The 24,854-nt window shown below is 69.5% G+C and carries 21 protein-coding genes; 9 read left to right on the top strand and 12 right to left on the bottom strand.

Annotated features, from left to right (window positions below):
- Positions 1-45: 45 nt before the first annotated feature.
- Both ACSP97_RS32680 and ACSP97_RS32675 read right to left on the bottom strand, forming a co-directional pair.
- A complete protein-coding gene (locus ACSP97_RS32680) occupies positions 46-855 on the bottom strand; it encodes a fructosamine kinase family protein (RefSeq protein WP_440558505.1) in 810 nt (269 codons plus the stop codon).
- A gap of 136 nt (positions 856-991) precedes the next feature.
- Entirely contained in the window at positions 992-1,117 is a 126-nt protein-coding gene (locus ACSP97_RS32675) for a hypothetical protein (RefSeq protein ID WP_435644753.1), read from the bottom strand.
- Between the two features lie 18 nt (positions 1,118-1,135).
- On the opposite strand from ACSP97_RS32675, the gene ACSP97_RS32670 reads away from it, so the two are divergent.
- The 4 genes from ACSP97_RS32670 to ACSP97_RS32655 all read left to right on the top strand — a co-directional run bounded on the left by ACSP97_RS32670 (position 1,136) and on the right by ACSP97_RS32655 (position 3,478).
- Positions 1,136-1,324 carry a hypothetical protein gene (locus ACSP97_RS32670; protein ID WP_382076701.1) on the top strand — a complete coding sequence of 63 codons (189 nt, stop codon included), beginning with the start codon at positions 1,136-1,138 and terminating at the stop codon, positions 1,322-1,324.
- 292 nt (positions 1,325-1,616) lie between these two features.
- Positions 1,617-2,081, top strand: a complete 465-nt coding sequence (locus ACSP97_RS32665) for a DUF2199 domain-containing protein (protein WP_355530746.1) — start codon at positions 1,617-1,619, stop codon at positions 2,079-2,081.
- Positions 2,081-2,743: a hypothetical protein gene (locus ACSP97_RS32660; RefSeq protein ID WP_355530748.1), complete on the top strand. Its 663-nt coding sequence runs from the start codon at positions 2,081-2,083 to the stop codon at positions 2,741-2,743. Before ACSP97_RS32665 ends, ACSP97_RS32660 begins: the two co-directional genes overlap by 1 nt.
- A gap of 117 nt (positions 2,744-2,860) precedes the next feature.
- The gene (locus ACSP97_RS32655) at positions 2,861-3,478 is read left to right on the top strand and encodes a DUF6000 family protein (RefSeq protein WP_440555614.1); all 618 of its coding nucleotides are present in this window, start codon (positions 2,861-2,863) and stop codon (positions 3,476-3,478) included.
- Between the two features lie 54 nt (positions 3,479-3,532).
- Here the strand turns inward: ACSP97_RS32655 and ACSP97_RS32650 are convergent, their stop codons facing one another.
- Positions 3,533-3,973 carry a hypothetical protein gene (locus ACSP97_RS32650; protein WP_440555612.1) on the bottom strand — a complete coding sequence of 147 codons (441 nt, stop codon included), beginning with the start codon at positions 3,971-3,973 and terminating at the stop codon, positions 3,533-3,535.
- A gap of 1,508 nt (positions 3,974-5,481) precedes the next feature.
- On the opposite strand from ACSP97_RS32650, the gene ACSP97_RS32645 reads away from it, so the two are divergent.
- Entirely contained in the window at positions 5,482-6,822 is a 1,341-nt protein-coding gene (locus ACSP97_RS32645; protein WP_358680518.1) for a beta-1,3-glucanase family protein, read from the top strand.
- Positions 6,823-7,299: 477 nt separating this feature from the next.
- Here the strand turns inward: ACSP97_RS32645 and ACSP97_RS32640 are convergent, their stop codons facing one another.
- Positions 7,300-7,851 carry a YczE/YyaS/YitT family protein gene (locus ACSP97_RS32640; RefSeq protein ID WP_440555610.1) on the bottom strand — a complete coding sequence of 184 codons (552 nt, stop codon included), beginning with the start codon at positions 7,849-7,851 and terminating at the stop codon, positions 7,300-7,302.
- A 223-nt stretch (positions 7,852-8,074) separates the two neighbouring features.
- On the opposite strand from ACSP97_RS32640, the gene yczR reads away from it, so the two are divergent.
- Positions 8,075-9,466 carry a MocR-like transcription factor YczR gene (gene yczR, locus ACSP97_RS32635; protein WP_440555608.1) on the top strand — a complete coding sequence of 464 codons (1,392 nt, stop codon included), beginning with the start codon at positions 8,075-8,077 and terminating at the stop codon, positions 9,464-9,466.
- A gap of 120 nt (positions 9,467-9,586) precedes the next feature.
- Here the strand turns inward: yczR and ACSP97_RS32630 are convergent, their stop codons facing one another.
- From ACSP97_RS32630 to ACSP97_RS32605, 6 genes are all read right to left on the bottom strand, one after another.
- Entirely contained in the window at positions 9,587-10,969 is a 1,383-nt protein-coding gene (locus tag ACSP97_RS32630) for an FAD-binding oxidoreductase (RefSeq protein WP_440555606.1), read from the bottom strand.
- A gap of 315 nt (positions 10,970-11,284) precedes the next feature.
- Entirely contained in the window at positions 11,285-12,784 is a 1,500-nt protein-coding gene (arfA, locus tag ACSP97_RS32625) for an arabinosylfuranosidase ArfA (protein WP_355530760.1), read from the bottom strand.
- A gap of 132 nt (positions 12,785-12,916) precedes the next feature.
- Complete coding sequence (locus ACSP97_RS32620) at positions 12,917-13,816, bottom strand: carbohydrate ABC transporter permease (RefSeq protein ID WP_440555604.1); 900 nt, start codon at positions 13,814-13,816, stop codon at positions 12,917-12,919.
- Positions 13,816-14,838: a carbohydrate ABC transporter permease gene (locus ACSP97_RS32615; protein ID WP_355330098.1), complete on the bottom strand. Its 1,023-nt coding sequence runs from the start codon at positions 14,836-14,838 to the stop codon at positions 13,816-13,818. The genes ACSP97_RS32620 and ACSP97_RS32615 overlap by 1 nt, the downstream gene beginning before the upstream one ends.
- Before the next feature lie 11 nt (positions 14,839-14,849).
- Positions 14,850-16,148 (bottom strand): ABC transporter substrate-binding protein, encoded by a 1,299-nt coding sequence (locus ACSP97_RS32610; protein ID WP_440555601.1) that lies wholly within the window; start codon positions 16,146-16,148, stop codon positions 14,850-14,852.
- 588 nt (positions 16,149-16,736) lie between these two features.
- Positions 16,737-18,263: a glycoside hydrolase family 43 protein gene (locus ACSP97_RS32605; RefSeq protein ID WP_355530766.1), complete on the bottom strand. Its 1,527-nt coding sequence runs from the start codon at positions 18,261-18,263 to the stop codon at positions 16,737-16,739.
- Positions 18,264-18,546: 283 nt separating this feature from the next.
- Here ACSP97_RS32605 and ACSP97_RS32600 point away from each other — a divergent pair, with 283 nt between their 5' ends.
- The 3 genes from ACSP97_RS32600 (at position 18,547) to ACSP97_RS32590 (ending at position 20,822) form a co-directional block, all read left to right on the top strand.
- A complete protein-coding gene (locus ACSP97_RS32600) occupies positions 18,547-19,110 on the top strand; it encodes a TetR/AcrR family transcriptional regulator (RefSeq protein WP_440555598.1) in 564 nt (187 codons plus the stop codon).
- A gap of 117 nt (positions 19,111-19,227) precedes the next feature.
- The gene (locus ACSP97_RS32595; RefSeq protein WP_358299731.1) at positions 19,228-20,400 is read left to right on the top strand and encodes an aromatic ring-hydroxylating oxygenase subunit alpha; all 1,173 of its coding nucleotides are present in this window, start codon (positions 19,228-19,230) and stop codon (positions 20,398-20,400) included.
- Entirely contained in the window at positions 20,397-20,822 is a 426-nt protein-coding gene (locus tag ACSP97_RS32590) for a PaaI family thioesterase (RefSeq protein ID WP_355154397.1), read from the top strand. Before ACSP97_RS32595 ends, ACSP97_RS32590 begins: the two co-directional genes overlap by 4 nt.
- Positions 20,823-20,871: 49 nt before the next feature.
- On the opposite strand, the gene ACSP97_RS32585 is transcribed toward ACSP97_RS32590, so the two are convergent.
- Together ACSP97_RS32585 and ACSP97_RS32580 are read right to left on the bottom strand one after the other, a co-directional pair.
- Positions 20,872-22,386, bottom strand: coding sequence for a class I adenylate-forming enzyme family protein (locus tag ACSP97_RS32585; RefSeq protein WP_440555595.1), 1,515 nt, complete (start codon positions 22,384-22,386; stop codon positions 20,872-20,874).
- Positions 22,387-22,552: 166 nt separating this feature from the next.
- On the bottom strand, positions 22,553-24,775 hold the full coding sequence (locus ACSP97_RS32580) for a protein kinase domain-containing protein (RefSeq protein WP_440555593.1): 2,223 nt from the start codon (positions 24,773-24,775) through the stop codon (positions 22,553-22,555).
- Positions 24,776-24,854: the final 79 nt, after the last annotated feature.

Below are 24,854 nucleotides of genomic sequence, written 5' to 3'. Positions count from 1 at the left end.
TGCCCGCGGGCTCCCCGAGCAGAGGGTCCGACGGTGGCACGCCGGTCATATCCGCGCCGGGCCGCCGTCCCGCCGGAACGGGGCGATGATCCTCCGTACGGTCTCCGCGGCTCCCCAGTCGTCGTCGTCATGGGCGATGACGCTCAGGAGTTCCCGGAGATGGAAGAGGTCCATCCGGCCCCGCCAGCCGTCGTCGATCCCGGTGATCTCCTCGTACACGGCGAAGAAGCGGTCCGAGGCGGGCGGGCGCGGGGAGCACCACAGCATGCTGAGGTCGATTTCCGGCCAGTTGTAGGACACAGCGGGGTCGATGAGCACGGGCGCGCCGTCGGCGGTGGCGACGATGTTCTCCTGCCATAGATCGCCGTGGGTCAGGCACGGGGGCCGGTCCGGCACCAGCTCGGGCAGGGCCGCGCAGAGCCGCTCCAGGGCCTGCCGCTCCGCGGCGTCGAAGGCCGCCTCGACCAGGGGTTCCGACAGCCAGCGCAGGATGCGCCGCTCCGCGAGGAACGCGTGGCCGTCGCTGTCCCAGGTGTTGTCCTGGCGCAGCCGGCCCAGCCAGCCCGGACGGTGCCAGCCGAACCGTTCGGCGGTGGTGGAGGTGTGCAGGGCGGCGACCGTGTGTGCGAGTTGCTCCCAGAAGCGCTCGTCGTCGCGACGTGGCTGCATCTTCTCCAGCACGAGCAGCCGGGGTGAGGCGCACAGCACCTCCGGCGTGATCGCCCCGCCGGTTTCACGAAGCTCTGCCAGGCCGGCGGCTTCGACGGTGAAAATGTCCCGATCCGGCCCGAGAAGCGTTTTCGCGAATACCGGGGAATCGTCCGCGAGGGTTACCAGACCGGAAATTGCGATCACTCCGCCGCTGGCTTTCTTCACCTCTCTGACTGCGTATCCCGCGTCAAGGAGACGCTTGATGAGTATCTCTTCTTCAAACACCTGGAAATCAGACCATGTTCTTCCCGGACACGCCAGGGCTCCGTTCCGGCCACATTCACCGGTAGTTGCGGGCCTGAAGCGTGTACAGCTCCGCGTAGAGACCACCGCGCCGCAGCAGTGTGACGCCGCGCAGGCCGAAAGGTCGGCGGCCGACGGCGGGACCACCCTGCTGGTTTCCCACCGTTTCTCCACGGCGGGAATGGCCGACCTCATTGTCATGACGCTGGAAAAGGGCGTGTTCCGCCTCGGCGTAAAGGGCGGCGGCCGGTTCGTCCAGATCCCTCTGAAGCGGCCGGTCCCGCATGAACACGCGGCCGAGCGCTCATTTCCGCCACTGGCCGCCGGAGAGTTCCGCCCCGTCCGTTTAGCTCCGGCCAAGCCTGGGTGACCAGACCCACCGTGCGTAGGGCCGGCCTTCGCATGTGATCGCCCCCCGGCACCCCTGTTGGCGGAGTGCACTTGTTCCGTAGCTGCTGTATTCCGGCGCCAAGAGAGCCACGCGCCATCGCCTGTCGGCGGGGGAGCCAGCTGTGACTGAGCGTGGTAGTTGGCCGCGCAGAGCGGTGGCCGAGTAAGCCCCCTTCGGGTCCGGCTGGAGTCCGTCGCTAGGCTCCGGGCCCATGACCAGTGATTTGGGGTTCACCTGCGCGTGCTGTGGAGCCCACCACCCTGAGCTGCCGATGAACTACACGGCCGAGGCCCCCGCCGTGTGGGAGCCGGCCTTCGCCGACGCCGAGGACTGCTTGCTCTCTGCGGACCAGTGCGTGGTTCGCGGGCAGCACTACTTCGTGAAGGGCCTGATCGAGATACCGGTCATCGGCAGTGCCGAGGTGTTCTCCTGGGGCGTCTGGGTCTCGCTCAGCCGAGAGAGTTTCTCCCGAGCCTCGGATCTGTGGGACAGGCCCGGCCGCGAGGCTGAGAAGCCGTACTTCGGCTGGCTCACCACCGATCTTCCAGTATACCCGGCGACGACGCTCAACCTGAAGACGCGCGTCCATACCCGTCCGGTCGGTGAGCGTCCCTTCGTGGAGTTGGAGCCCACCGACCACCCTCTCGCCGTCGAGCAGCGCACCGGGATCAGCCCGGAGCGCGTGCGGGAGATTGCGTCGGCCGTGCTCCACGCCGGTGACGGCGAGCAGCGGTAATGGCTGACCAGCGCGTATCGTCCGTCCCGGTCGCACCTGCCGGCCTGAGCCGCAGGGCCCAGCGGTTTATCGAGACGGAGGGCATACGTGTTCGCCGGCCGGACATCCGGCGACACCGCGACGCGTGGATCGAGCACGGGATCCCCGCTGCGGAGATCGAGCGGGCTGCTGCCTTCCAGGACCGCTGGGGCGGCCTCGCCTTGCCGCCGGCCCCGTTCTACGAGGGCGGTCCGCGCGTCCTGGACGCCGACTGCCCCGAGGAGATTCCCGCAGAAGGCTGGTCGTTCCCGGCAGGGGGCTGCCGGGTTTCCATGGCCTACAGCTTCGCGATCGGCGCCGACGGTGCGTTCGGCATCGACGCCTACCAGTGGACGCCCCTGCATGCCAACACTGACGGATGGGTGGAATCCCTGGCGCTCGCCGCTCATGCCCGCCGCTGGGCCACGACCGTCACAAGGGTCAAGCGCAAGGCCGTCGACGCACTGGATCTCGGCGCATTCGAGCCGGTACCCGAAGTGCAGGGTTTGACCGACTCTTGGTGGCGGGGCAAGGACTCCCTCATCGCCGTGTACCGGGGTGAGGCCGTAGGCCTTGACGCCCCGCAATGCCTCGAGGCGCACATCTACGGGGGTCTCGACGAGTGGGGCCTTTACGGCGGCTGACCTACGGGCCTTGGGTCTGAGCGCATACTTCAGCACTGGTGCCAACTGCCGTACTCATTCACATCGGGGCAAGGGAGGACTGGCTCTGTTCCGAGGCGGCAAGGCAAGATCGCCAGTGTGATACGCCATCCTCACGACGATGCTGAGTTGCTGGCATTGGTTCGTCGTTATGTCACGCCCGAGCGACGCTACCTGAAGCTCGGCGGTGGCTTGCTGCGCATGCAAAGTCCTGAGTGTGACCGATTTATGCGAGACCTTCGTGAGGACGCGGGACTCATCACCGCAGATGAGGTCGCCAAGCTTCTTGAGGGCGGCTGGCGTGAGCGGAGAACTGCGGCTTGGCTCGTAGCTGTCTCCCGCCGGACCGAGTTCCGTGAGCACCTCGGGGCACTCCTGCTGGCCAGCGAGGTCTGCTGCGTTGGGCTGGCCTATTGCGTGGTCCTGGCCAGTTTCGGAACGGCGCGCGACGCTGATCTGCTCGCCGCCTACCTGGATCGCTACCTCTGCCGCCCTGACCTCGCGTACGACCAGGCCGTCGTCATGGGCGCTCTCCAGTTCATCGACCTGAACCTTGGAGGTGGTCAAGCCGACCGCTTCCGAGAACCGGGGGGCCCGTGGCAGCGGTGGCTCCAGGATGCAACTCACATGAAGGGCGACTCGGACCCCACCCCCTTCTTCTTGAGCCTCATTCGTCGGCTCTGCGCATTCGTCGACGAATGCGCAGAGGTGCTATGACCGCCCCCAGCTCGTGATGGTCTCTCTGATCCATGGCCGTCGACCGGGGAGCAGTCAGGTCTGCGTGCGGGACGCGATGTAGTCGAGCCAGTCGCGTCTGGCGTATCCGGTCCACCGTGTGGCGTTGCTGATGCTTGTGCCGGTGAGGTCGGCGAGGACGGATGCCGGCAGGTCGTAGGCCAGGGCAAGACGGGCGCTGTTGCGGCTGGCGAGGCCTTCGAAGCCGTGACGTCGTAGCAGTAGGCCGAGGTATTCGGACCGGATGGGTCGTGCGGGTTCCCGGCCGGGGAAGAGCCACGGTGTTCTGCTGGCTGTCTGGTTGATAGTCCAGCGCTCCGCGCTTACTTTCCGCTGCTCGAGCAGCAGTTGATCGACTCTGGGCGGCAAACGCAGGCTGTGCCCATCAATACTGAGTTCCACAACGTCGCCGCCGATGATCACGTCGTGGGTGGTGAGGCCGAGGAGCTGCGTGTAGGGAAATCCGAAGAGCAGCACCAGGGCCCCGACGGTGCGGACGATGCCAGGGAGATCCTGCTTCCTGCCGTCGTAGTCCGTACGCGTAGACAGCCTTGAGGACCATGGCGTCACGCAGGGCGGCGAGGGAACCCTTGCGCCGCCGCTTGCGAATGGCCTCCACACGGCCGTCAGCAGCGTCGAAAAGCGCCTGGACCTCGTCGTAGGTGAGTGGGCGCCGTTCGGCGGCACACTCGTACTCACTGGTATGGGTGACGGTGTTCCACTCGTGCAGCAACTGAACCGGAGCCCGGTCGAAGCGCTCACTGCATGTCGTCGGCCAGCCGTAACGGGCATCGGTGACGTAGTCGAGAAACAGTCGAAGATCGTTCTGGTAGTTCCGAGCCGTCGACACAGCGAGCGGCTTCCCCGGACGCCGAGTTCGGAGGTAGTCGAAGAACGCCTCCACTTCCGCGGGCTCCCACTGCCAGGGGTACTGGTTCGTGAACCGAGCGAGCCGCTTGACCAGGGAGACCCTGGGGCGAATGGTCGACTCCCAGTCGAGGAACCGCGTGCGCTGCTGACGGGCCCATCCTTCCAACATTGCGTCGAAGACGGCGGGCTCGGGGTCCAAGTGCACGACCCCACCGGCGAGGACCAAATGCGCGGCCCCTGGCAAATCAACGACTCGACTCACGTTGCATTTCACGCAACAACGTTGGGTTGGTTACGCGGGCCTGGCCAGAGCGTCAGCGGCATCGATGAACTGAAGCTGGCTAGCCTCTTCACCACCTGCCATTACCGGCCTTGACGGTGCGAACCGTATGTTGCATTAGATGCAATACGGCAGCCTGGGAGCACCCGTAGCAGCACCCAGTGCAGCGAACACAGCAGTGCCCGGCCGGCCGCCCGCACCGCGGCTGCCACAAGGTCCTGGGCACCCGCGGTACGAGTGGGCCCCTCCGTGGTCAGACCGTCGGGATTCGCCGGCCGTCCCACAGGAATCCACCCTTGCCCTTGGCCCAGCTGAGCCCGTTGATCCCCACCGGCGGGAGAATCCGCGGGACGCCTGCCGCGTCCTGCCGGGGCCGGTGAAAGCGAGTCACATACCAGCTGCCGCGGGTGCGGTCTCGGCAGTACTGCCCGGCTGTGACCCCGCACTTGGGGCAGGCCGTCTCGGCGCACGCGTTCCAGGCTTGGCGGAGGGCCGCTTCAACAGCCGTCGAATCACCGGCCGTTGACTTGGCCGTCAGGGTGAAATACTCCATCGGCCGATGGTGGCACCCCGTCCTGGTGCTCGTCAGGCGTATGCGGTCCCCGCACGGCGCGGGCCGCGATCCCGCTCGTCCCGCTCCGCTTCAACGCGACGGACGGCCCCGGTGACCGTTCGACTTCCGAACCGCGCCGCGGCCCAATCGGCTTCTTAAGTACAGACCATTGACTCAGGCGCGGGTGCTTGCAAACATCACTCGCCAGCAAGTGCTCGTCTCCGTCACGGCCCCACCCGTAAGAGGAGTACGACCGTGTCACACACCGTCATACCGTCCCGCATGCCACGGAGCACGAGGCGTCGCACTCAGACCATCCTCGGCGTCCTCCTGGCGCTGATCGCCGCCATAGCCGTCAACACCGCCTCACCCTCCCCCGCCCGAGCAGCTGGAACGCTGCTCTCCCAGGGCAGGCCGGCCACCGCCTCCTCCACCGAGAGCACAGCCTTCCCCGCCTCCCAGGCGGTGGACGGCAACGACCAGACCCGCTGGTCCAGCGCGTTCAGCGACCCCCAGTGGATCCAAGTGGACCTTGGCTCCGAACAGCCCATCACGCAGGTCACCCTCAAATGGGAGGCCGCTTACGCCAAGGCCTTCGAGATCCAGACGGCCACGAGCGCGTCCGGCCCCTGGACGACCGTCTACTCGACCAGTACGGGCACGGGCGGTGTACAGAACCTGAACGTGACCGCTTCCGGTCGGTACGTGCGCCTGTACGGCACGCAGCGTGCCACGCCATACGGCTACTCGCTGTACGAGTTCCAGGTCTACGGCGGCTCCGGGGGCGGCGGAACCACGCCGCCCGACAGCTTCTGGGGCACGACCGACGACATCCCGGCATCATCGGCCGTCATGACGGTGAAGGTGCTCAACCGCACCAATGGCGCCTACCCGGACAGCCAGGTCTACTGGAGCTACAACGGTCAGGTCCACTCGATCGCCGAGCAGCCCTACGTCGACGTCATCGCGGCCCCTGCCCAGCGTATGTACTTCTATGTCGGCTCCCCGAACAGCCAGTACTACGACTTCATCGAGTTCACCACGGGATCGGCGTCCTTCAGCGGCAACACGACCCGCGTGGACGCCTGGGGACTGCCCTTGGCCATCCGGCTGCACTCACACAGCGGGCAGGATGTCCAACTGGGTGACTCCCAGGACCTGTTCACCATGAGCCGCGACCAGGTCTTCCAGAACTTCCAGAGCTCCGTCCCGCAGCAGTTCAAGGTGCTGGCCCAGACCCAGGCGCCGTACCGGATCATCGCCCCGGGAAGCGATCCGAGCTTCCGCGCCGGTGGCGCGAACGCCAACTACTTCACGTCGTACGCGAGTTCGGTCGGCGTCAGCGAGTCCACCTCTAACATCTTCGGATGCGCCGGTTCGCTCGCGGCCAATGCCAGCCTGTGCGCGGCACTGAACCGGCACACGGCCGACCTGCCGACGGCCGAGCAGCAGGACCCGTCCAGGTTCTATTCCGCGGACCCGGCCAACTGGTACGCCAAGTACTGGCACGACCACGCGATCAACCACCTCGCCTACGGCTTCCCCTACGACGATGTGGCCGGCCAGGCCGCCTACACCACGGTGCAGAACCCCCAGTGGATGGAGGTCGCGGTCGGCTACTGACATCACACCGACCGGCCCGAACTGCTCCACGGTGCTGCGAGCGGCTTTGCCGCTCGCAGCACCGCCCCGTTCTCGTCGGCCGCCGGGAAGACGATCCACCAGGCCGTCGCCGCGCGGCTCGCCGACACCGCCCGCGAGGCCGGGGCCGCCGACCCCGAACAACTCGGCGAGCAACTCGCGCTGCTCCTCGACGGCGCCGCGGCCCGCACCCGGGTCCTCGACGCCGACACCTTCCCCACCGCCGCCGCCATCGCCGCCGTCCTCATCGACAACGCCATCCCCGCCCCAGCCGGCGATGACCGGCGACGAGAGCCGAGCCGACCTGGCACTGCGGGCCCGGGCCGTACGCGCTGACAGACGAACTCCAGGGCGCGGCCCCGTGATCGAAGAGAACCGGTGATTCCACTGGCTGGTCCCGCCGGGATCCTCCGAGCGGTGGAGGCGGGGCGTTCGGGTGGAGCGACGGCGCACTCGCGTTCATCGGGTGTGCCGTTCCTCGGCGGCGATGACGGGGAGGCGCACTGCGACGTGTGGCAGGAAGTAGCCGACGAGGGGCCCCATGCACAGTGCGATGAGCACGGTTCCCACCCCGACAGTTCCACCCAGAAGCCAGCCGACTCCGGTGACGACTGTTTCGATGCCGGTTCGCACCGCCGCGATGGGCAGTCGGGTGAGCCGGACAAGTCCGGTCATGATGCCGTCGCGGGGGCCCGCACCAAACTGCGCACCGAGGTAGAGCGCGTCGAAGAAGGCCAGCGCGAGGAGGCCGAGTGCCAGGTATCCGATGTCGGCAAGTGTCCCCTGGGGGCGGGGGAGCACGGTGGCGGTGGCATCCGCGGCGAAGCCGATGATGGCGACATTGAGGAGTGTGCCGAGGCCGGGCAGTTCTCGCAGCGGAATCCATGCGAGAAGCACAAGCAGGGAGATCAGGTTGTTCGCCCAACCGAAGGAGATACCAAGGGACTTGGCCGTGCCCTCCGTGAGCACGCTCCAGCTGGCCGGCCCCAGCCCGGCTTCGACCAGCATCATGACGGCGGCCCCGTACCCCACCAACCCGACCAGGAGCTGGGGTATACGACGCGCCTTTCGGCCCGCTCGGACTTGAGCGAAAGCGTTCATCCGGATCATCACGGGCCGCTGTTCGTGGCGGACCGGGTCGGAGACGTGTGCAGCGGAAACAGGAGGTGCCATGGGGCAAGCCTCCGCGGCATCTGGACCTGGGTTCCATAGCCAGATTGGTTAGGCTGGCTGGGTGAAAGTCACTTCGCACGCGGTAGCGCGCATGCTGGGGACCTGGCAGGAGGGGCCCGGGCCGGCGCATCAACGCCTCTCCGACAGACTGCGATTGCTGGTCCTGGACGGGCGTCTCTCCCTCGGCTCGACCCTGCCGAGCGAACGTGACCTGGCTACCGCGCTCTCCACCAGCAGAACCACCGTCAGCGCCGCGTACCGCACTCTGGTCGATCACGGATATCTCGCCACACGGGCGCGCGCCAGGGCGACCGTGCGGCTCCCCGACGACCCGCCGCCCGAACACCGGTCCAGCACGAGCTCGGCGACCATCGACTTGTCCTTCGCCGCGCCACCGGCACCCGTCGAAATCCTCCACGCCGCGTTCGCGACGGCGCTCGAACAGCTGCCACGGTACTTCGAGAGGCACGGCTACGACCGGTACGGCACCACCGAGCTGCGCGAAGCGGTGGCCAACTGGTATCAACGACGCGCACTGCCCACGCCGCCCGATCACATCCTGATCACCAACGGCGCACAACACGCGCTGGCCCTTCTGGCGCGCACCCTGCTGTCGCCGCGCGACAGGGTCCTGATCGACCATCCGACCTATCCGCACGCGATCAGGACATTCACCGAGGTGCGCGCTCGGCCCCTGGCCGTCGCCGTGGCCCCTTCGGGCTGGGACACCGCACAACTCCACGCGGCGGCCCGAACCGCGAGTCTGGCCTACCTGATACCCGACTTCCACAATCCGACAGGGCTGTGCATGCCCACGAGCGTCCGTCAAGCGCTCAGACTCGCGTGCCCCACGGTCATCGACGAAACCATGACCGACCTGGCCCTGGACGGAGCAAGCCCGGAACCCTTCGCGTTGCACATGCCGACCGCCATAAGCATCGGCTCGGTCTCCAAGAGCATCTGGGGCGGCCTGCGCATCGGCTGGATTCGCGCAACGCCGTCTCTCCTGGAACGCGTCCAGCAGACCCGCCTCGCCACGGATCTCGGCACCCCTGTCCTCGAACAGCTCGCCACCGCCGTCCTCCTGAACGAACACCAGACCAGGCGCCCGAGCACACTCCGGCACCTGCGATCGCAACGCGACGCACTGCGTCAGGCACTCGGCGAGCACCTGCCCGACGTCCACGCCCCCCTACCACCCGGCGGCGTCACGCTCTGGGCAACCTTCCCCGAACCCATCAGCTCACGGCTGGCGGCGATCGCACCCGATCACGGAGTGACCATCGCCGCCGGACCACGATTCGGGATCGGCGGCGCGTTCGAACGCAACATCCGACTGCCCTACACGCTCCCTCCGCGTCAACTGGCCCAGGCGATCCGCAGACTCGCAAAGGCAGAACAGGCACTCGCCCGAGGCGCCACCGGAACGCACAGACCCGCACCCGTCGCATGAGCGTCAACAACGTCATGACGCAGGGGAAGATCACGGCACCTGACGGGCGGCGGCGCGGGCAGGCGGACCGCAGCGCTGATCGCAGCGCCCGGAGAGGTGGTCGTCCCCTCGACAGCGGAGTCAGGTCGCGGCCGGACAGACGTTCTGGTTCGCGTGGAAGAAGTTGTCCGGGTCGTAGGTTCGCTTCACCTCCGCGAGCCGGTCGTAATGGTCGCGGTAGGTGGCCCTGACCCGGTCCTGCCCTTCGCCGGACCCCATGAAGTTGACATACGCGCCGCCCATCGAGTGGGGGCGCAGGGCGTCGGAGTAGGCGACGCTCCACTCCTTGATCGTCTCGGCGTTGGCGGGGTCCGGGTCGATGCCGGCGATGACGCCCGACCAGGTGGCGTCGCGGTAGGCCCATGCCGTGTCGTCCGGCTCCACGTGGTGGGCGGCCCCGTCGATCGGGTAGAGGTGCATGGTCGACAGGCCGGTGGGCAGTGCCTCGGCGAAGTCGGCGTGCACCTCGATGGCCTCGTCGCTGATCCGGTCGAAGAACGCTCCGCGCCAGTACCACTGCAGGCCCGGAGCCAGCAGGTCGTCGAACATGCCCTGCACAGCGGGGTACGGCATGGGCGCGGTGAGGTGGAAGGCCGGCCCGAAAGGCGCGCCGACGGATGCGAGCGCGTCCGCCCCGCGCTCCGGGTCACCGGTCCAGCAGTACACGACACCGCACATCTTGCGGCCGTGGATCTCCCCGGGGAACGGCTGACTCGGCGGTACTGCGAGCGCGGCGAAGAAACCGTTGAGGTCCTCGGGCGCCTGGGGCAGGAAGTCGCGGTACCACCGCAGTACCTCCCGGGTGCGGTCCACGGGCCACAGGGTGATGCCCAGCACGACGACGTCGACCGGGTGGAGCCGGAAGGTGAACGCGGTGACCGCACCGAAGTTGCCCCCGCCACCGCGCAGTGCCCAGAAGAGGTCCGGGTGCTCCTCCTCGCTCGCGGTGACGAACGAGCCGTCGGCCAGCACCACGTCGGCGGCCAACAGGTTGTCGATGGTCAGTCCGTACCTGCGGGTGAGGTGACCGTGCCCGCCGCCCAGGGTGAGGCCGCCGACGCCCGTGGTGGACTGGATTCCGGCGGGCGTGGCGAGGCCGAACGCGTGACCGGCATGGTCCAGGTCGCCGAGCCGGGCGCCACCGCCGACGTGGGCTGTGCGGGACTTGGGGTCCACGCGCACCCAGCGCATCGGCGACAAGTCGACGGTGACACCGCCGTCCACCACGCACAGCCCCGGACCGCTGTGGCCTCCGCCGCGCACGGCGATCTCCAGGCCGTGGTCCCGCACGAAGTCCACGGCGTCCATCACGTCCGCCGCGTCCGCGCAGCGCACGACCGCGGCGGGGCGCCGGTCGATCATGGCGTTGTAGATCGTGCGCGCCGCCGTGTACGCGGAGTCCTGGGGTCCGATGACCGGGCCACGCAGTGCCGTCCGCATCTCTTCCAGTGTGGCGTCATCCATCACGTTCTCCTCGCAACGGTCCACCGCAGCATGGAGCCGTGCCGGGTTCTGGCCGGCGGCGGGTCACTGTCGCGCGGACCACTCGGCGCGCCGCATGGCCGGCTGTGTTCCCAGCGTCTCGCCGACGCGAGGTGCCCGCATCCGCACTGATCCGGCACCTGTGGGGCGGGGCGGCGGCACAAGATCAGACGGTGCGAGCGGCCCGTCATCCGGGCCGCCGGACGAGGCTTGCGTGGCAAGATCCGCTCCGTCCTGCCCCGTACCGCCACGCCATCCCCGGGCGGAAAGCCGGGCCGTCCGGTCGGGTGTGACCGGTCAGCGCAGCGCGATCGCGGTCCACGACACCGGTGGCAGCTCGATGGTGAGCACGCCCTCGGCGAGGGTGGCGCTCGGGTTCGCGGACGGGGTCACCCGGTTCTGCTCGGCGAGCGTGTTCTTCGCGTAGACGTCGGAGTCGGCGAGCGTGACCGCCTCGGCGATCCGCGACGAGCCGAGGCCGCGCACGTCGATCGTTACCTGCGCGGCCTCCCTTAGGTCGCGGTTGACGAGGAACACCGCCGCCCGGTCCTCGTCGGCGGTCGCGACGGCGTCGATGACGGACGCCTCGCCGTGGCGGGCCGTCTCGTACGTCGGCGCCTCGATGACGGGGCGGATCACCTCGCCGGAGGCGAGCCGGCTCGTGATCGAGAACGGGTGGAAGGTCGTCTGCCGCCAGGCCGGGCCGCCGGGCTCGGTCATGATCGGCGCGATCACGTTGACGAGTTGGGCGAGCGAGGCCGAGGTGACGCGGTCGCTGCGCCTGAGGAGCGTCATCAGCAGATTGCCGACGACGACGGCATCGGCCACCGTGTACTTGTCCTCGAGTTGCCGAGGGGCGTGGCGCCACTCGTCGTTGACGTCCCCGGACTCCTGGTGCTCCTTGAGGTACCAGACGTTCCACTCGTCGAAGGAGATGTTGATCTTCTTGTTCGAGCGTTTCTTGTACCCCACGTGGTCGGCGGTCGCGACGACGGTGTCGATGAAGTAGTCCATGTCGATCGCGGAGGCGAGGAAGGAGCCGAGGTCGCCGTCGTGCTCCTGGTAGTACGCGTGGCAGGAGACGTAGTCGACATGGTCGTAGGCGTGCTCGAGCACCGTGCGCTCCCAGTCGCCGAAGGTCGGCATGCCGGACCCGGAGGAGCCGCAGACGACGAGTTCGAGGTCCTTGTCGGCCATCTTCATCGCGGCGGCGGTGCGGGCGGCGATCTTGCCGTAGTCGTCCGCCGTCATGAAGCCGGTCTGCCACGGTCCGTCCATCTCGTTGCCGAGGCACCACATGCGCACGTTGTGCGGTTCCGGGGTGCCGTTGGCGATGCGCAGGTCGGACAGCGCGGTGCCGGACGGGTGGTTGGCGTACTCCAGGAGGTCCAGGGCAGGCAGGATGCCTCGTGTGGCGACGTTGACGCTCAGCATCAGCTCGGAATCGGTGAGCTTGAGCCACCTGGCGAACTCGTCGAGACCGACCTGGTTCGACTCCAGCGAGTGCCAGGAGAGGTCGCGGCGCACCGGGCGTTTGTCGCGCGGGCCGATCGAGTCCTCCCAGCGGAACCCGGAGACGAAGTTGCCCCCCGGGTAGCGGACGGTCGTGCTGCCCAGCTCCCTGACCAGTTCGACGACGTCCATGCGGAAGCCTTCGTCGTTCGCGCTCGGGTGTTCCGGCTCGTAGAGGCCGGTGTACACGCCGCGGCCGAGGTGTTCGACGAACGCGCCGAAGGTGCGGCGGCGGACGGGGGCGACGACGGCCTGCTTGTCGAGCTCGATGTGGGCGCGGGGCAAGGCGGGGGTCCTTTCCGTGGGGTCGTGCGGGATGTGCCGGAACATGGGTGACGCCGCCGGTCGGCGGCCTGCCCCCGCCGGGGGGCGGCAGGGGCGGGGCGTGAGCCGGTGCGTGCGGCTCCCGGGGGCGGTTCAGCCCTTCACGGCACCGGTGAGACCGCCGACGATCCGCTTCTCGAAGACCGAGAAGAAGACCAGTGCGGGCAGCATGGCGAGTGAGGTGAACGCGAGGACCTTCGCGGTGTCCGAGGAGTACTGCGAGGAGAACGCCTGGACGCCGAGCGGCAGGGTGTAGTTCGCGTCCGAGTTGAGGACGTACAGGGGCAGCACGTAGTTGTTCCAGCTGCCGATGAAGGCGAGGATGCCGACCGTCACCACGCCGGGCAGCGACAGCGGGATCACCATGCGGAAGAAGAATCCGAGCCGGCTCGTGCCGTCGATCGCGGCGGCCTCCTCGATCTCGCGGGGAATCGCCTTGAGGAACGGCACCAGGATGATGACGGTCGTCGGCAGGCCGAACGCGATCTGCGGGACGATGACGCCGAAGAGGTTGTCGACGAGGCCGATGTTCTTGACGATGATGTACAGCGGGGTGATCGCGATGACCATCGGGAACATCAGGCCGGCGGCGAACAGGGAGTACATCGCGCCCTTGAGCTTGAAGTCGTAACGCGCGATCACGAAGCTCACCATCAGTCCGAAGGCGACGATGCCGACGGTGCTCACGAGCGCGACGATGACGGAGTTGGCGAATTCGCCCCAGAACGTCCTCGACGTCAGCACGGCTTCGTAGTTGCCGAGGACCCACGGGTCCGGCAGGGCGGCCGGGTGGGTGGTGATGTGCGAGTTGGTGCGGAACCCGCCGAGCACGATGTAGAGCACCGGTGCGACGCAGACCCCGATGAAGAGCAGGGCGACGAAGTAGGTGAAGGGGCTCCCCCACTTCCGCGGCGCGTCCCGCCTGTCGCGCCGGCCGCGGGGCGTCTTCGGGTCGGCGTCGGAGTTCAGCCAGTCGGCGGTGGTCGCGCTCATCAGGCGGCTCCTTCGGTGACGGCACCCTGGAGGTCTCGGCGCAGGACGAAGCGCTGGTAGACCAGCGCGACGACGAGCGAGATGAGGAACATCACGACCGCGATGGCGCTGCCGTAGCCGTAGTTGCCCGCGTTGCGGCCCTGGGCGACCATGTAGATCGCCATGGTGGAGGTGCCGGCGGTGGCCGAGATGTACGGGCCCCAGATGATGTAGACGAGGTCGAACAGCTGCAGCGAGCCGATGATCGACAGGAAGGCCCAGATGCGGACCGTCGGCCCCAGCAGCGGCAGGGTGATGCGGCGCTGGATCTGCCAGTAGGAGGCGCCGTCGATCTGGGCGGCCTCGAAGAGTTCGTCGGGTATCGACTGCAGGCCCGCGAGCATCAGGATCACCGCGAAGCCGATGTACTTCCACGAGATGATGCCCATCAGGGTCCAGATGGCCAGCTTCGGGTCGGAGAGCCAGTCGGCCCGCAGGGAGCCCAGCCCGATGTGCTGCAGGAGGTCGTTGAGGGCGCCGTTCGTCTGGAGCATCAGGCTCCAGCCGGTGCCGACGACGACCTCGGAGACGACGTAGGGCACGAAGATCAGGACGCGGATGACCGAGCGGCCGCGGATCTTCTGGTTGAGCAGGAGCGCGAGGAAGACGGCCAGCGGGCCCTGGACGACCAGGGAGAGCGCCAGGATCAGGAAGGTGTGCCACAGGACTTGCCGGAACGCTGGGTCGGTGAGGATCAGCTTGTAGTTGCCGAGACCGACCCAGTCGGTCGGCGCCCCGTAGCCCTTCCACCGGTAGAAGCCGTAGAACGCCGCGAGCACCACCGGAAAGATCACGAACGTCAGGAACATGATGATCGCCGGCCCGGACAGGACCGCGATCTCCAGTCGCGCCCGGGCACGGCCGCGGCGGCGCGTGGCCGCTCGCGGCGGGGACGGGGAGGCGGGCTCGGCCGCGTCCCCGCCTCCGGGCGTGCCCTGCGACCGGCGGCCCGTGGCCGCGTCAGCACCCAGGGTGTTGCGCATCGTCGGTTTCCTCAGCCCTTCGCGGCAGCGGCGTTGGTGTCCCTGGCGATGTCGGCGGCACTGCCCTTGCCGGCCAGCAGGTTCACGACGGCGGTGTTCATGGCGTTGCCGACGTTCTGGCCGTACATGGTGTCGAGGAACATCATCGAGTAGGGGGCCTTGTTGAACGCCTCAAGTGCCGAGACGTTGTAGGGGTCGGTGACGACCTTCTGGGCGTCCTTGTTCACCGGAATCGTCAAGAACGCCTTGGCGTACGCCTGTTGCTGGTCCTTGGTCACCAGGAACTCCAGGAAGCCGAAGGCCTCCTTCGGTGCGTTCTTGGACAGGGAGAACCCGTCGAGGCCGCCCATGATGGCGCTCGGGTCGCCCTGTCCGCCGTTCACCGCGGGGAAGGGGAACCAGCCCAGGTCGGGGAGCTGCTTCTTGTCCGGGGTCAACGTGGAGTACACGCCGGGCTGCCAGTTGCCCATGAGTTCCATGGCCGCCTTGTGGTTGGCGACCATGCCCGCCGACGACCCGGCGCCCTGCTGGGACGAGGTGGTCAGGAATCCCTTCTGGAAGGGGTCGGACTTCACGAAGGACGCCAGATCGTCTCCGGCCTTGGTCCAGCACGGATCGGTGAACTTGAGTTCCTTGCCGGCCTTCGTCATGGTGTCCTGGCCGCACTCGCGCAGGGCGAAGTTGTAGTACCAGTGCGCGGCCGGCCAGGCGTCCTTGGCCCCGACCGCGATCGGCGCGACGCCGGCCGCCTTCAGCTTCGCGACGTCGGCCTCGAGCTCTTCCATGGTGGTCGGCGGCGCGGTGATGCCGGCCTTCTTGAACAGGTCCTTGCTGTAGTAGATGCCCTCGGGCTGTGTGTCGACCGGCATCGCGTAGACCTTGCCGTCGATCGAGTAGCCCGCGACGGATGCCTCGCCCGCGTTCGTCTTGTCGGCGGCGGTGAGGTTCAGCGGCTGGATCTGGCCGGCGTCGACCATCGCCTGCATCTTGCCGCCGCCGCGCTGCAGGAAGATGTCCGGCGCGGAGTTCGAGTTGAGCGCGGTCTGCAGCTTGCCGTCGAAGTCCTCGTTCTGGACCGCCTGTATCGTGACCGTGACGTTCGGGTGCAGCTGGTGGTACTCCTTCACGGCGGCCTTCCAGTACTCCTCACCCGGCCCGGGCTGGGCGTTCTCCCAGAGGGTGAGCGTGACCTTGCCGTTGGACGAGCCACCGCCGTTGCCGGTGTCGCCGCCGCCGGCGCAGCCGGTGGCCGCGAGCGCGACACCCAAGCCGATCGCGACAGCCGTCGCGCTGCGTGTCTTCCTCGACATCCTGAAAACTCCCTGATCTGGCGTCATAGACACACGAGTGCAGTCGATTCGCGCAACATGACGGTCTGTATTGGGGTCCGGGGGGTCTCGTACGCGCTGCTGGTCCGGGCTCGGGCGGCAGTCGGCCGCGGCAACAGGCGACCCGGCCTCCGGCGCCGGGCACGCTCATGTGAACGTGCGAGATCGATGGTGTGACCGTACGAAGTCGTCTTCGTTACGGCGGGTTGCGATTGCACGAGAGTATGGGCTTGGCGCGGAGCGGCAGTCAATGACTTGTTTTCGAAATATTCTCGAAACTTACGAGCCGCTGTCCGGGGTGGATTGTCGAAATATTTCGCCAACTCGTGCTCGACACCCCGGTGTTCGTGGAGACGCCGAAGTGGAGGACCGTCTCGCGGATCGACGTCGGCATGGCCGGACCCGCAAAGGGCCGCGAATGTTTTGACGCGGCCCTCGAATCATGCGAGAGGTATTGACGCCGCCCGCCGGTTCCCTATCATCCAGTTGCCCGGACGAGCGGTCCGCCGTGGCGCAGGTGCTCGACCGGCGACGCCGAACGGCGCGCGGGGCCCGGCGGGATACCGGCCGTCAGGCGGAGGGTGCCGGGTCCGGGACGTACTCGAACCAGTCGAAGGCGACCGTGCCCTCGGTGGCGTACATGCCGATGACGCGGCCGGTGAAGCCGCCGGCGACCTCGGTGGACAGGTAGCGTCCGTCCAGTTCCGCGAGCGGCCTGGCGTCCTGGCCGCCGAGCAGGAAGGCGATGGTGTCGGGGCCGGTGGTCCCGCCGTCGGTGAGTTCGGGCGAAGCGGGCACCAGGCGGGACGTCCGGATCGCGATGGTGAGGGTCAGCGGACCGGCCGGGACCGGTCGGCCGGCCAAAATCTGGCGCAACGGACCGATCCGGGCGACGACGCGGACCTCACCGTCGCCCACCTCCAGTTCGTAGTGGTGAGCCTCGTCCAGGCGCACCCCGAGACCGCCGCGTCCCGTGCCCGGATCGACGACGGCGGTGACCCGGCAGTCGTGGTGCTGCTGGCGGCGCCCGACGAAGGTGTACCCGGGGCGGTCGAGGGTGGCGCCGGTGGCCCTGAGGACCAGCCGGCCGGGGCGTTCGGTGAGCGACCAGGAGCCCTCGGGGCGGGCGAACGGCGAGATCCAGTGCGGGGCGAGGGCGGGCCCGTCGAAGTCGTCGCGGGCGGGCAGGGCCGGCACGGGGTGCCAGGCGCCCCCCGGCGCGGGATGGCGCTCCGGGACGGGCGCGACGACGGGCCAGCCGTCCTCGTCCCACTCCACGGGGGTCAGGTACGTCTCGCGGCCGAGCACGTGCACGTCGGGGGTGAAGCCCCGGGGCCGGACGCCGAGCAGCAGCATCCACCAACTCCCGTCCGGGGCCTCGACCAGATCGGCGTGGCCGGTGTTCTGGATGGAGCGGGCGGTGCCGCTGTGGGACAGCAGGGGGTTGGCGGGTGCCCCTTCCCAGGGGCCGCGCGGCGAGCGGCCGCGGGCGATGGACACGCTGTGACCGCGTTCGGTGCCGCCTTCCGCTATCAGCAGGTACCACCAGTCGCCGATGCGGTAGAGGTGCGGCGCCTCGGGGAACTTGAGGCCGCTGCCCGACCACGTGGCGACGGGCCCCTCCAGCACCGCCCCCTCGACCGGGTCGATCCTGGCCATGTTGATGCCGCCTCCGGGCCCGGAGAAGGCGCACCAGCACGTGCCGTCCTCCTCCCACGCCAGATCCGGGTCGATCCCGGGCAGGTCGATCCACACCGGGTCGCTCCACGGCCCCTCGGGCCGCTCGGAGGAGACGACGAAGTTGCCGCCGCCGTCGATGTTGGTGCAGATGACCCAGTAACGGCCGTCGTGGTGCCGGATCGTGGGGGCGTAGAGGCCGCCGGACGCCTTGGAACCCGGCAGCGGCAACGGCAGTTGCCCGGGCCGGTCGAGCACGTTGCCGATCTGCTCCCAGTGCACGAGGTCCTTGCTGTGGAAGAGCGGCAGTCCCGGGAAGTACTCGAAGCTGGAGCACACCAGGTAGTAGTCGTCACCGACCCGGCACACGCTGGGATCCGGATGGAACCCGCCGATCACGGGGTTGTCGTACGTGCGCACGGAATGTGTTCCCTTCGAGCCGTCGGCGCCGTGGAGCGGGTCCAGGCGTGTCCGACGCACGAGCGTAGGAGACGCGGCGGCGGCACGGGAGGCCCCCGCCCGGCCTGGCGGGGTCGTTGCCGCGCTCGCGGGTGCCGGCTGCCGCCGGTCCGCACCGCGCCCCTCGGGCGGTTCCTGGTTCACTGTTGCCCCCGGCAACAACACGGAAGGCCCAGCTCCCGCCATGGTGTATCGGCGCACGGAACGTACGAAGCGGCATGCCCGGACGAAGGAGGAGGCCCTGGTGCACGCCGCGCACGAGCTGGTGGCCCGCAAGGGTTTCGCCGGGGCGAAGGTGGCCGCGGTGGCGGAGGCGTGCGGGGTGAGCGCGGGCTCGCTCTACTCGTACTTCGGCAGCAGGGACGAGCTGCTGGCGCAGGTCTTCCGGCGGGCCGCGGGGCGCGAACTGGCCGCCGTGCGCGGTGCGGTGGACGCCGCGCCCGCGCATCCGGAGGCCCGGCTCAAGGCGTTCGCGGACACCTTCACCCGGCGCGCCCTGCGCGGACGGCGGCTGGCATGGTCCCTGCTCTTCGAACCGGTCTCGCCGGTGGTGGAGCGGGAGCGGCTGGTGTACCGGCGGGAGTACGCCCAGCTGTGCGAGGGCGTCATCCGGGACGGTGTCGCGGCCGGGCTGTTCGCCCGGCAGAACGCGGCGATCGCGGCCAGTGCCGCCATCGGCGCCATCTCCGAGGCGCTGGTCGGCAGACTCTCGCCGGAGGTCGCGCAGAAGGCGGAGGTGCCGGACGAGCAACTGGTCGTCGAGATCCGCGACTTCTGTCTGCGCGCTCTCGGCGGCACGCCTTCCTGACGGTCCGTCATCGGACTTTCGTTGCCTCGCCCCGGTACCCTCCGTACCATGATTTGAACGAGTATTCAGATCTTGATCTGCGACGGGGGCCTGATGCGGCACAGCGAACAAGTGGCGATGATCAAGCGTCTTCTCGCGCTGCGCGAGACGCGCCGTGACGAGAAGATGCTGGACGAGGTCGTCACCATCCCGGTCACCAAGTACACCGACGAGGCGCTCCTGGAGCGGGAGATCGCCTCGGCCTTCTCCCACTATCCGCTGGTCGCGGGGCACGCCTCGGCGCTCGGTGCACCGGGGTCCTACCTCACCAGCGACTGGGACCGGTTCCCCTACGTCGTCGTCCGGGGCGAGGACGGCCGGGTCCGCGCCTTCTACAACCAGTGCCGCCACCGCGGAGCCCGGCTCGCCGACCAGCCGGCGGGCACGGTGCAGAACTTCGTCTGCCCCTTCCACGGCTGGGTCTACGGGCTCGACGGCGCCCTGAAGGGCATCACCCGGTCCCATGACTTCCCCGGCGTCAAGACCTGCGACTACGGGCTGGTGGAACTGCCCGCCGCGGAGTCCGGCGGACTGATCTGGGTCGGCCGCACGCCCGGGGAGACGCTCGACATCCCCGGCTTCCTCGGGACGTTCCACGAGGACCTGGTGAACTTCGACGTGGCCTCGCTCGTTCGGTACAAGAAGACGAAGGTGGTCAAGGAGGCCAACTGGAAGCTGCTGATCAAGACGTATCTCGAGGGCTACCACGTCCCGTACCTGCACCGGGACACCCTCGCCTTCGCCTTCAAGCGGGGGGTGATCGCGCACGACGAGGACGGGCCGCACATCCGGCTGTCCGCGGCGCGCACCAACATCGGCGAGACGGCCCTGAAACCGGAGGAGGAGTGGCGCATCCTGGACTACGCCTCGGTGTACTACACGCTCTTCCCCAACACCTTCTTCATCCTGCATCCCGACTACGTGTCCATCAACACCTTCTGGCCCCTGGCCCCGGACCGCACGATATGGACCCACGAAATGCTCTACCGCGACGCCGACTTCACCGGGTCCGCGGGGCAGAGCGCGCTGGCCAAGCGCTTCCGGTTCACCAATGACACGGTCTTCGACCAGGAGGACTTCGCCATCGCCGAGGACGTGCAGCGCACCCTGCCGCACGGCGGCAGCGACCACCACGTGCTGGGACTGGCGGAGGGCCTGCTCGCGATGTTCCAGCAGACCATCGACGAGCGGCTGACCGACCCGGACGCGGCCACCCCCACCACCCCCCGAGCCACAGGACGGCACTCATGACCACGGATCTCGCCGATTTCGCGCACGGCATCTTCAAGGCCCAGCCCTTCAGCATGTTCCTGGGCGCCGAGCTCACCTCGGTGGGACCCGGCTCGGCCGAGATCCGCATCGTCAACCGGCCCGAGATCCAGCAGCAGCACGGTTTCGTGCACGGAGGGGTGCTCGGCTACCTGGCCGACAACGCGCTGACCTTCGCCGGCGGACTCGCTCTCGGCGGCGATGCGCTCACCGCCGAATACAAGATCAACTACGTGCGGCCCGCGGTGGGCGACCAGGTCGTCGCCCGTGCCGAGGCGACCGTCACCACGCGGCGGCAGGCCGTGTGCCAGTGCTCGGTCTACGTCGTCTCGGAGCAGGGCGAGGAGCAGCTCGTCGCCCTGGCCCAGGGGACGATCGTCAGGGCGGGCAAGCAGGCGGACTGACGCGCGAGGGCCAGCCGGGCGATCGGCCGGCCCATGGCGCCCGGGCGTGTCATGGGCCGGTGGCCACCTGTTCGCGCAGGACGTGCTTCTTCACCTTGCCGGAGGGCGTGCGCGGCAGCGAGGGGACCACCACCAGCTCCCGGGGGATCTTGTACTTCGCCAGCCTGGTGGAGAGGAAGTCGCGCATCTCCTCCAGCGTCACCGCGGCGTCGGCCTCCACCACGGCGACGACGGTCTCGCCCCAGTCCCGGTGCGGCCGCCCGACGACGGCGGCGTCCCGGATCGCCGGGTGCCCCAGGATCGCCTCCTCCACCTCGGGCGAGTAGACGTTCTCCCCGCCGGTGATGACGACGTCCTTGATCCGGCCGACGATGAAGAGATAGCCGTCCTCGTCCACCCGCGCGAGGTCCCCGGACCGGTACCAGTCGCCCGCGAAGGCGCGCTCCGTCGCCTCCGGGTCGTCGAGGTACCCCAGCATCCGGGTCCCCGACCGCAGCCACAGCTCCCCGACCTCGCCGGCCCCGGCGTCCAGGCCGTCCTCCCCGACCACGCGGATGTCCACGCCCGGCATGCCGCCCGCCCCGATCGACCCGGCCTTGGCGAGCTGCTCGTGCGGGTGGAGCACCGAACCCACCGGTCCCATCTCGCTCATCCCGTACACCTGGCAGAAGCGGTCCGGGCCGTACACCGACTCCAGCGTCCGCACCGTCTCGGCGCCCAGCGGCGCCCCGCCGTAGGCCCACAGCCGCACGTCCGACAGACCGAAGCCGGACAGGTCGGCCCCCGCCGCCGGCAGGGCCCGCAGCGGGGCGAGGTAGGCGATGGGGGCGCCGAAGAAGGCCGTGACCCGGTATTTGCGCACCGCCTCCAGGAAGGCGAGGGGCTGGTACTCCTTCAGCAGGACGACGGTGCCGCCCAGGTAGATCATCGAGAGGAACCAGTTGTTCAGGGGCGAGGCGTGCCAGATCGGCATGGCCAGCAGGAACCGGTCCTCGCGGCGCAGCCCCGCGGCGGCCGTGGTGTACGCGGGCACGGCGGACAGCCCGCGGTGCGAGTGCAGACAGCCCTTGGGCGCGCCGGTCGTCCCCGAGGTGTACAACACCTGTGCGACGGCCTCGGGCCCGACCTCCACGCCCTCCCATGCGGGCGCCCCGGCGACCAGCCGGTCGAACTCCCCGCCGCCGGTGTCGTCGGTGGTGAGCACATCGACCTCGGGTGCGCCTTCGCGCATCCGCCCGGCGAGTTCCTCGGCGACGACGGCGACCCGCAGCTTGGCATGCCCCGCCAGGTACGCCAGTTCGGGCGCGGTCAGCTTGTGGTTGACCGGCACCAGCGCCGCCCCGGCCCGCCAGATCCCGAACGCCGCCACCGCGAAGGCGGGGGTGTTGTACGTCATCACCCCCACACGGTCCCCCGGCCGTACCCCGCGCTCCCGCAGCACGGCGGCGGCCCGCTTGGAGGCGGCGAGCAGCTCGGCGTACGTCATCGACCCCAGATCGGACACGAGGGCCGGCTTCCCGCCGCAACTGCGGGCCGACCCCTCCAGCATCCACGTCAGGTTCACCGCGGTCCTCCGTATCCTCGCGGGGCTGCCGCGCCGAGGGCCACTCGGCACGGCAAGGATTGAACCATCGTTCAATACACCGGGGAAGGTTCGACTCCCGTCGCGCGGAGGGCGCTTCGGTACGGGCCGGCGCAGGGCCCGCCGGTCCCGGGCGGCGGGAGCGCGGTCACGCCGGGACGGGTCCGCGTCCCGGGTGCGCCGGGTCCAGGGTGAAGAGGGTGCCGTCGGAGGTCGCCAGGACCAGGGCGCCCTTGTTGAACCACACGGTGGGCAGCAGGCCGCTGTCCAGCACCTCCGCGCGGGCCGAGGACTCCCACAGCAGGGTGCCGCGCTTCGCGTCCAGGGCGGCCACCCGGCCGCTGCCGCCCGCCAGGTACACCGTCCGCCCGCTCGGGTCCACCGACACCTGGCCCGGTGTCTCCAGGCTCGTGTGGCGCTCCCACAGCCGGGCTCCCGTCACCGGCGAGACGGCCGTGACCAGGCCGCTGGAGGTGGCGAAGTACAGGGTGCCGTGGGCCAGGGTGGGCGGCCCGCCCCGGTACCGCTCGGGAAGCGGCGTGAGCGCGCGCTCGCCGGTGCGCGGGTCGACGCGCACGATCCGGGTGTGGATCAGGTCGGGACCGTTGGCCACCGGGCGGTCGTCCGTTTCCACGAAGACCAGTCGGCCGTCCCGGACCCCGACGAAGCTCCGCTGCTGGGCGGGGGACGTGAGGGTGCGCACGGAACCGTCGGCGGGATCGACGACGAGGAACCTCGTGGTGTGCACGCCTTCGGCCTCGGTGACGCACTCCACGTACGGGCGGTCGTCGACGGCGAGCGGGGAGCAGTCGTACCCGGCGGGCACGGGGATCGTCCGGCGCACCGTTCCGTCGCGTGCCGAGCGGACGGTCACCGCGCTGCCGTCGCCCTCCTGCGTCAGCGTCACCCCGGCCGCGTAGACCGAGCCCGGGCTGTCGATGCGCACCGGGTGGGACCAGAGCCTCGTGCCGGTCGCCGCGTCGAGCGCGAGGAGGGACTGCGACCGGCCCGTGCCGCCCTCGCCGGTAACGGTCAGCTCCACCAGCACCTCGCCGTGGTACGTGCCGAGGACGTTCGTGACGTAGCGGTCGGCCGGGATCGCGGCGGGCGCGACGCCGGAGCGCCACAGGGTGCGCCCGGTGGTGGCGTCGATCCGTTCCGGGAGAAGCGCGCTGCCCGCGCAATAGAGGGCGCCGCCGTCCGGTACGCACGCCGGTGCCCGGTTCCCCTCGTAGCCCGGGGCCTGCTTCACGCCCTTCTCGGCGACCGCGGAGACGGTCGTCTGCCAGGGCTTCCAGCCGGTCGGGAGCGGGGCCCAGCGCCCGGCGGCAGCCGGGTTCGCCCGTGCCGTGCCGTCGTCGCCGGGCGGACCCAGCAGGAGGTAGCCGGTCACGGCCGCGGCCAGGGCGCCGCAGACGGCCAGCGCCCACGGCCCGCGCCCTCGGCGGCGGCCGGCGACGGTCGGGGCGCCGGCGGCGGTCGGGGTGCCGGCGGCGGTCGGTTCGCCGGGCGGCGCGGAGGGCAGCCGCAGCGTCATGGTCTCCGGTTCGTCCGGCGACGGCTCGGGCAGGGCCGCGGCGAACTCCCGTGCCAGTTCGTCCGGGCCGGGCCGGTCGGCGGGCTCCTTGGCCAGGCAGCGCTCCAGCACCGCCCGCACGGATCCGGTCACCCCGTCGAGGACCGGCTCGTCGTGGACCACCCGGTAGCCGGTCAGATAGGGGCTGTCGGCGTCGAACGGGCCGCGCCCGGTAACGCAGTACACCAGCAGCGCGCCGAGCGAGAAGACGTCCGAGGCCGGGCCGACCGTACGGGCGTCGGTGAACTGTTCCGGGGACATGAAGGGCGGGGTGCCGATCACCTGCCCGGTCTCGGTGAGCGTCAGGTGGTTCTCGGCCGCGCGGGAGATGCCGAAGTCGATGACGCGGGGGCCGTCCTCGGCCATCAGCACGTTGGCCGGCTTGAGGTCGCGGTGCACCACCCCGGCCCGGTGGATGTCCCGCAGCGCCTCCACCAGGCCGAGCGCCAGCGGCCGTAGTTCGGCGGGGCGCAGCGGGCCCTGGTCGCGGATGCGCGCGGCGAGCGAGCGGCCGGGGACGTACTGGGTGGCCATCCAGGGCGACTCCGCCTCCGGGTCGGCGTCCACCACGGCGGCGGTGAAGGCACCGCTCACTCGGCGGGCGGCCTCGATCTCCTGCCGGAAGCGGGCGCGGAAGACGGGGTCCTGGGCGTACCGGGCGTGTACGACCTTGACGGCGACCTCGCGCCCGGAACGCGCCCGGCCCCGGTAGACCATGCCCATGCCGCCGGCCCCGAGCCGGTCGAGCAGCCGGTAGCCGCCGATGGACCTCGGGTCGTCCTTGTGTAGCGGCACGCGCCCCTCCCTCGGTCGCCCGGCAGTGCCGGGCGCCACAATACGGAACGGGCCGTGACCCTCGACGGGCCGCTCCGGG

The organism is Streptomyces sp. SCPE 10 (assembly GCF_051980735.1).
GTDB classification, from domain to species: domain Bacteria; phylum Actinomycetota; class Actinomycetes; order Streptomycetales; family Streptomycetaceae; genus Streptomyces; species Streptomyces misionensis.
Note: the sequence above shows the minus strand (reverse complement) of the source record. Positions and strands in the feature narration are given on the sequence as shown.

Coding starts and splice junctions, on each gene's coding strand:
- ACSP97_RS32670 (WP_382076701.1), top strand. CDS start 1,136: ATGGCCGACCTCATTGTCATGACGCTGGAAAAGGGCGTGTTCCGCCTC.
- ACSP97_RS32615 (WP_355330098.1), bottom strand. CDS start 14,838: ATGCGCAACACCCTGGGTGCTGACGCGGCCACGGGCCGCCGGTCGCAG.
- ACSP97_RS32610 (WP_440555601.1), bottom strand. CDS start 16,148: ATGTCGAGGAAGACACGCAGCGCGACGGCTGTCGCGATCGGCTTGGGT.
- ACSP97_RS32665 (WP_355530746.1), top strand. CDS start 1,617: ATGAACTACACGGCCGAGGCCCCCGCCGTGTGGGAGCCGGCCTTCGCC.
- ACSP97_RS32590 (WP_355154397.1), top strand. CDS start 20,397: ATGACCACGGATCTCGCCGATTTCGCGCACGGCATCTTCAAGGCCCAG.
- ACSP97_RS32595 (WP_358299731.1), top strand. CDS start 19,228: ATGATCAAGCGTCTTCTCGCGCTGCGCGAGACGCGCCGTGACGAGAAG.
- ACSP97_RS32645 (WP_358680518.1), top strand. CDS start 5,482: ATGCCACGGAGCACGAGGCGTCGCACTCAGACCATCCTCGGCGTCCTC.
- ACSP97_RS32620 (WP_440555604.1), bottom strand. CDS start 13,816: ATGAGCGCGACCACCGCCGACTGGCTGAACTCCGACGCCGACCCGAAG.
- ACSP97_RS32660 (WP_355530748.1), top strand. CDS start 2,081: ATGGCTGACCAGCGCGTATCGTCCGTCCCGGTCGCACCTGCCGGCCTG.
- ACSP97_RS32630 (WP_440555606.1), bottom strand. CDS start 10,969: ATGGATGACGCCACACTGGAAGAGATGCGGACGGCACTGCGTGGCCCG.
- ACSP97_RS32640 (WP_440555610.1), bottom strand. CDS start 7,851: ATGATGCTGGTCGAAGCCGGGCTGGGGCCGGCCAGCTGGAGCGTGCTC.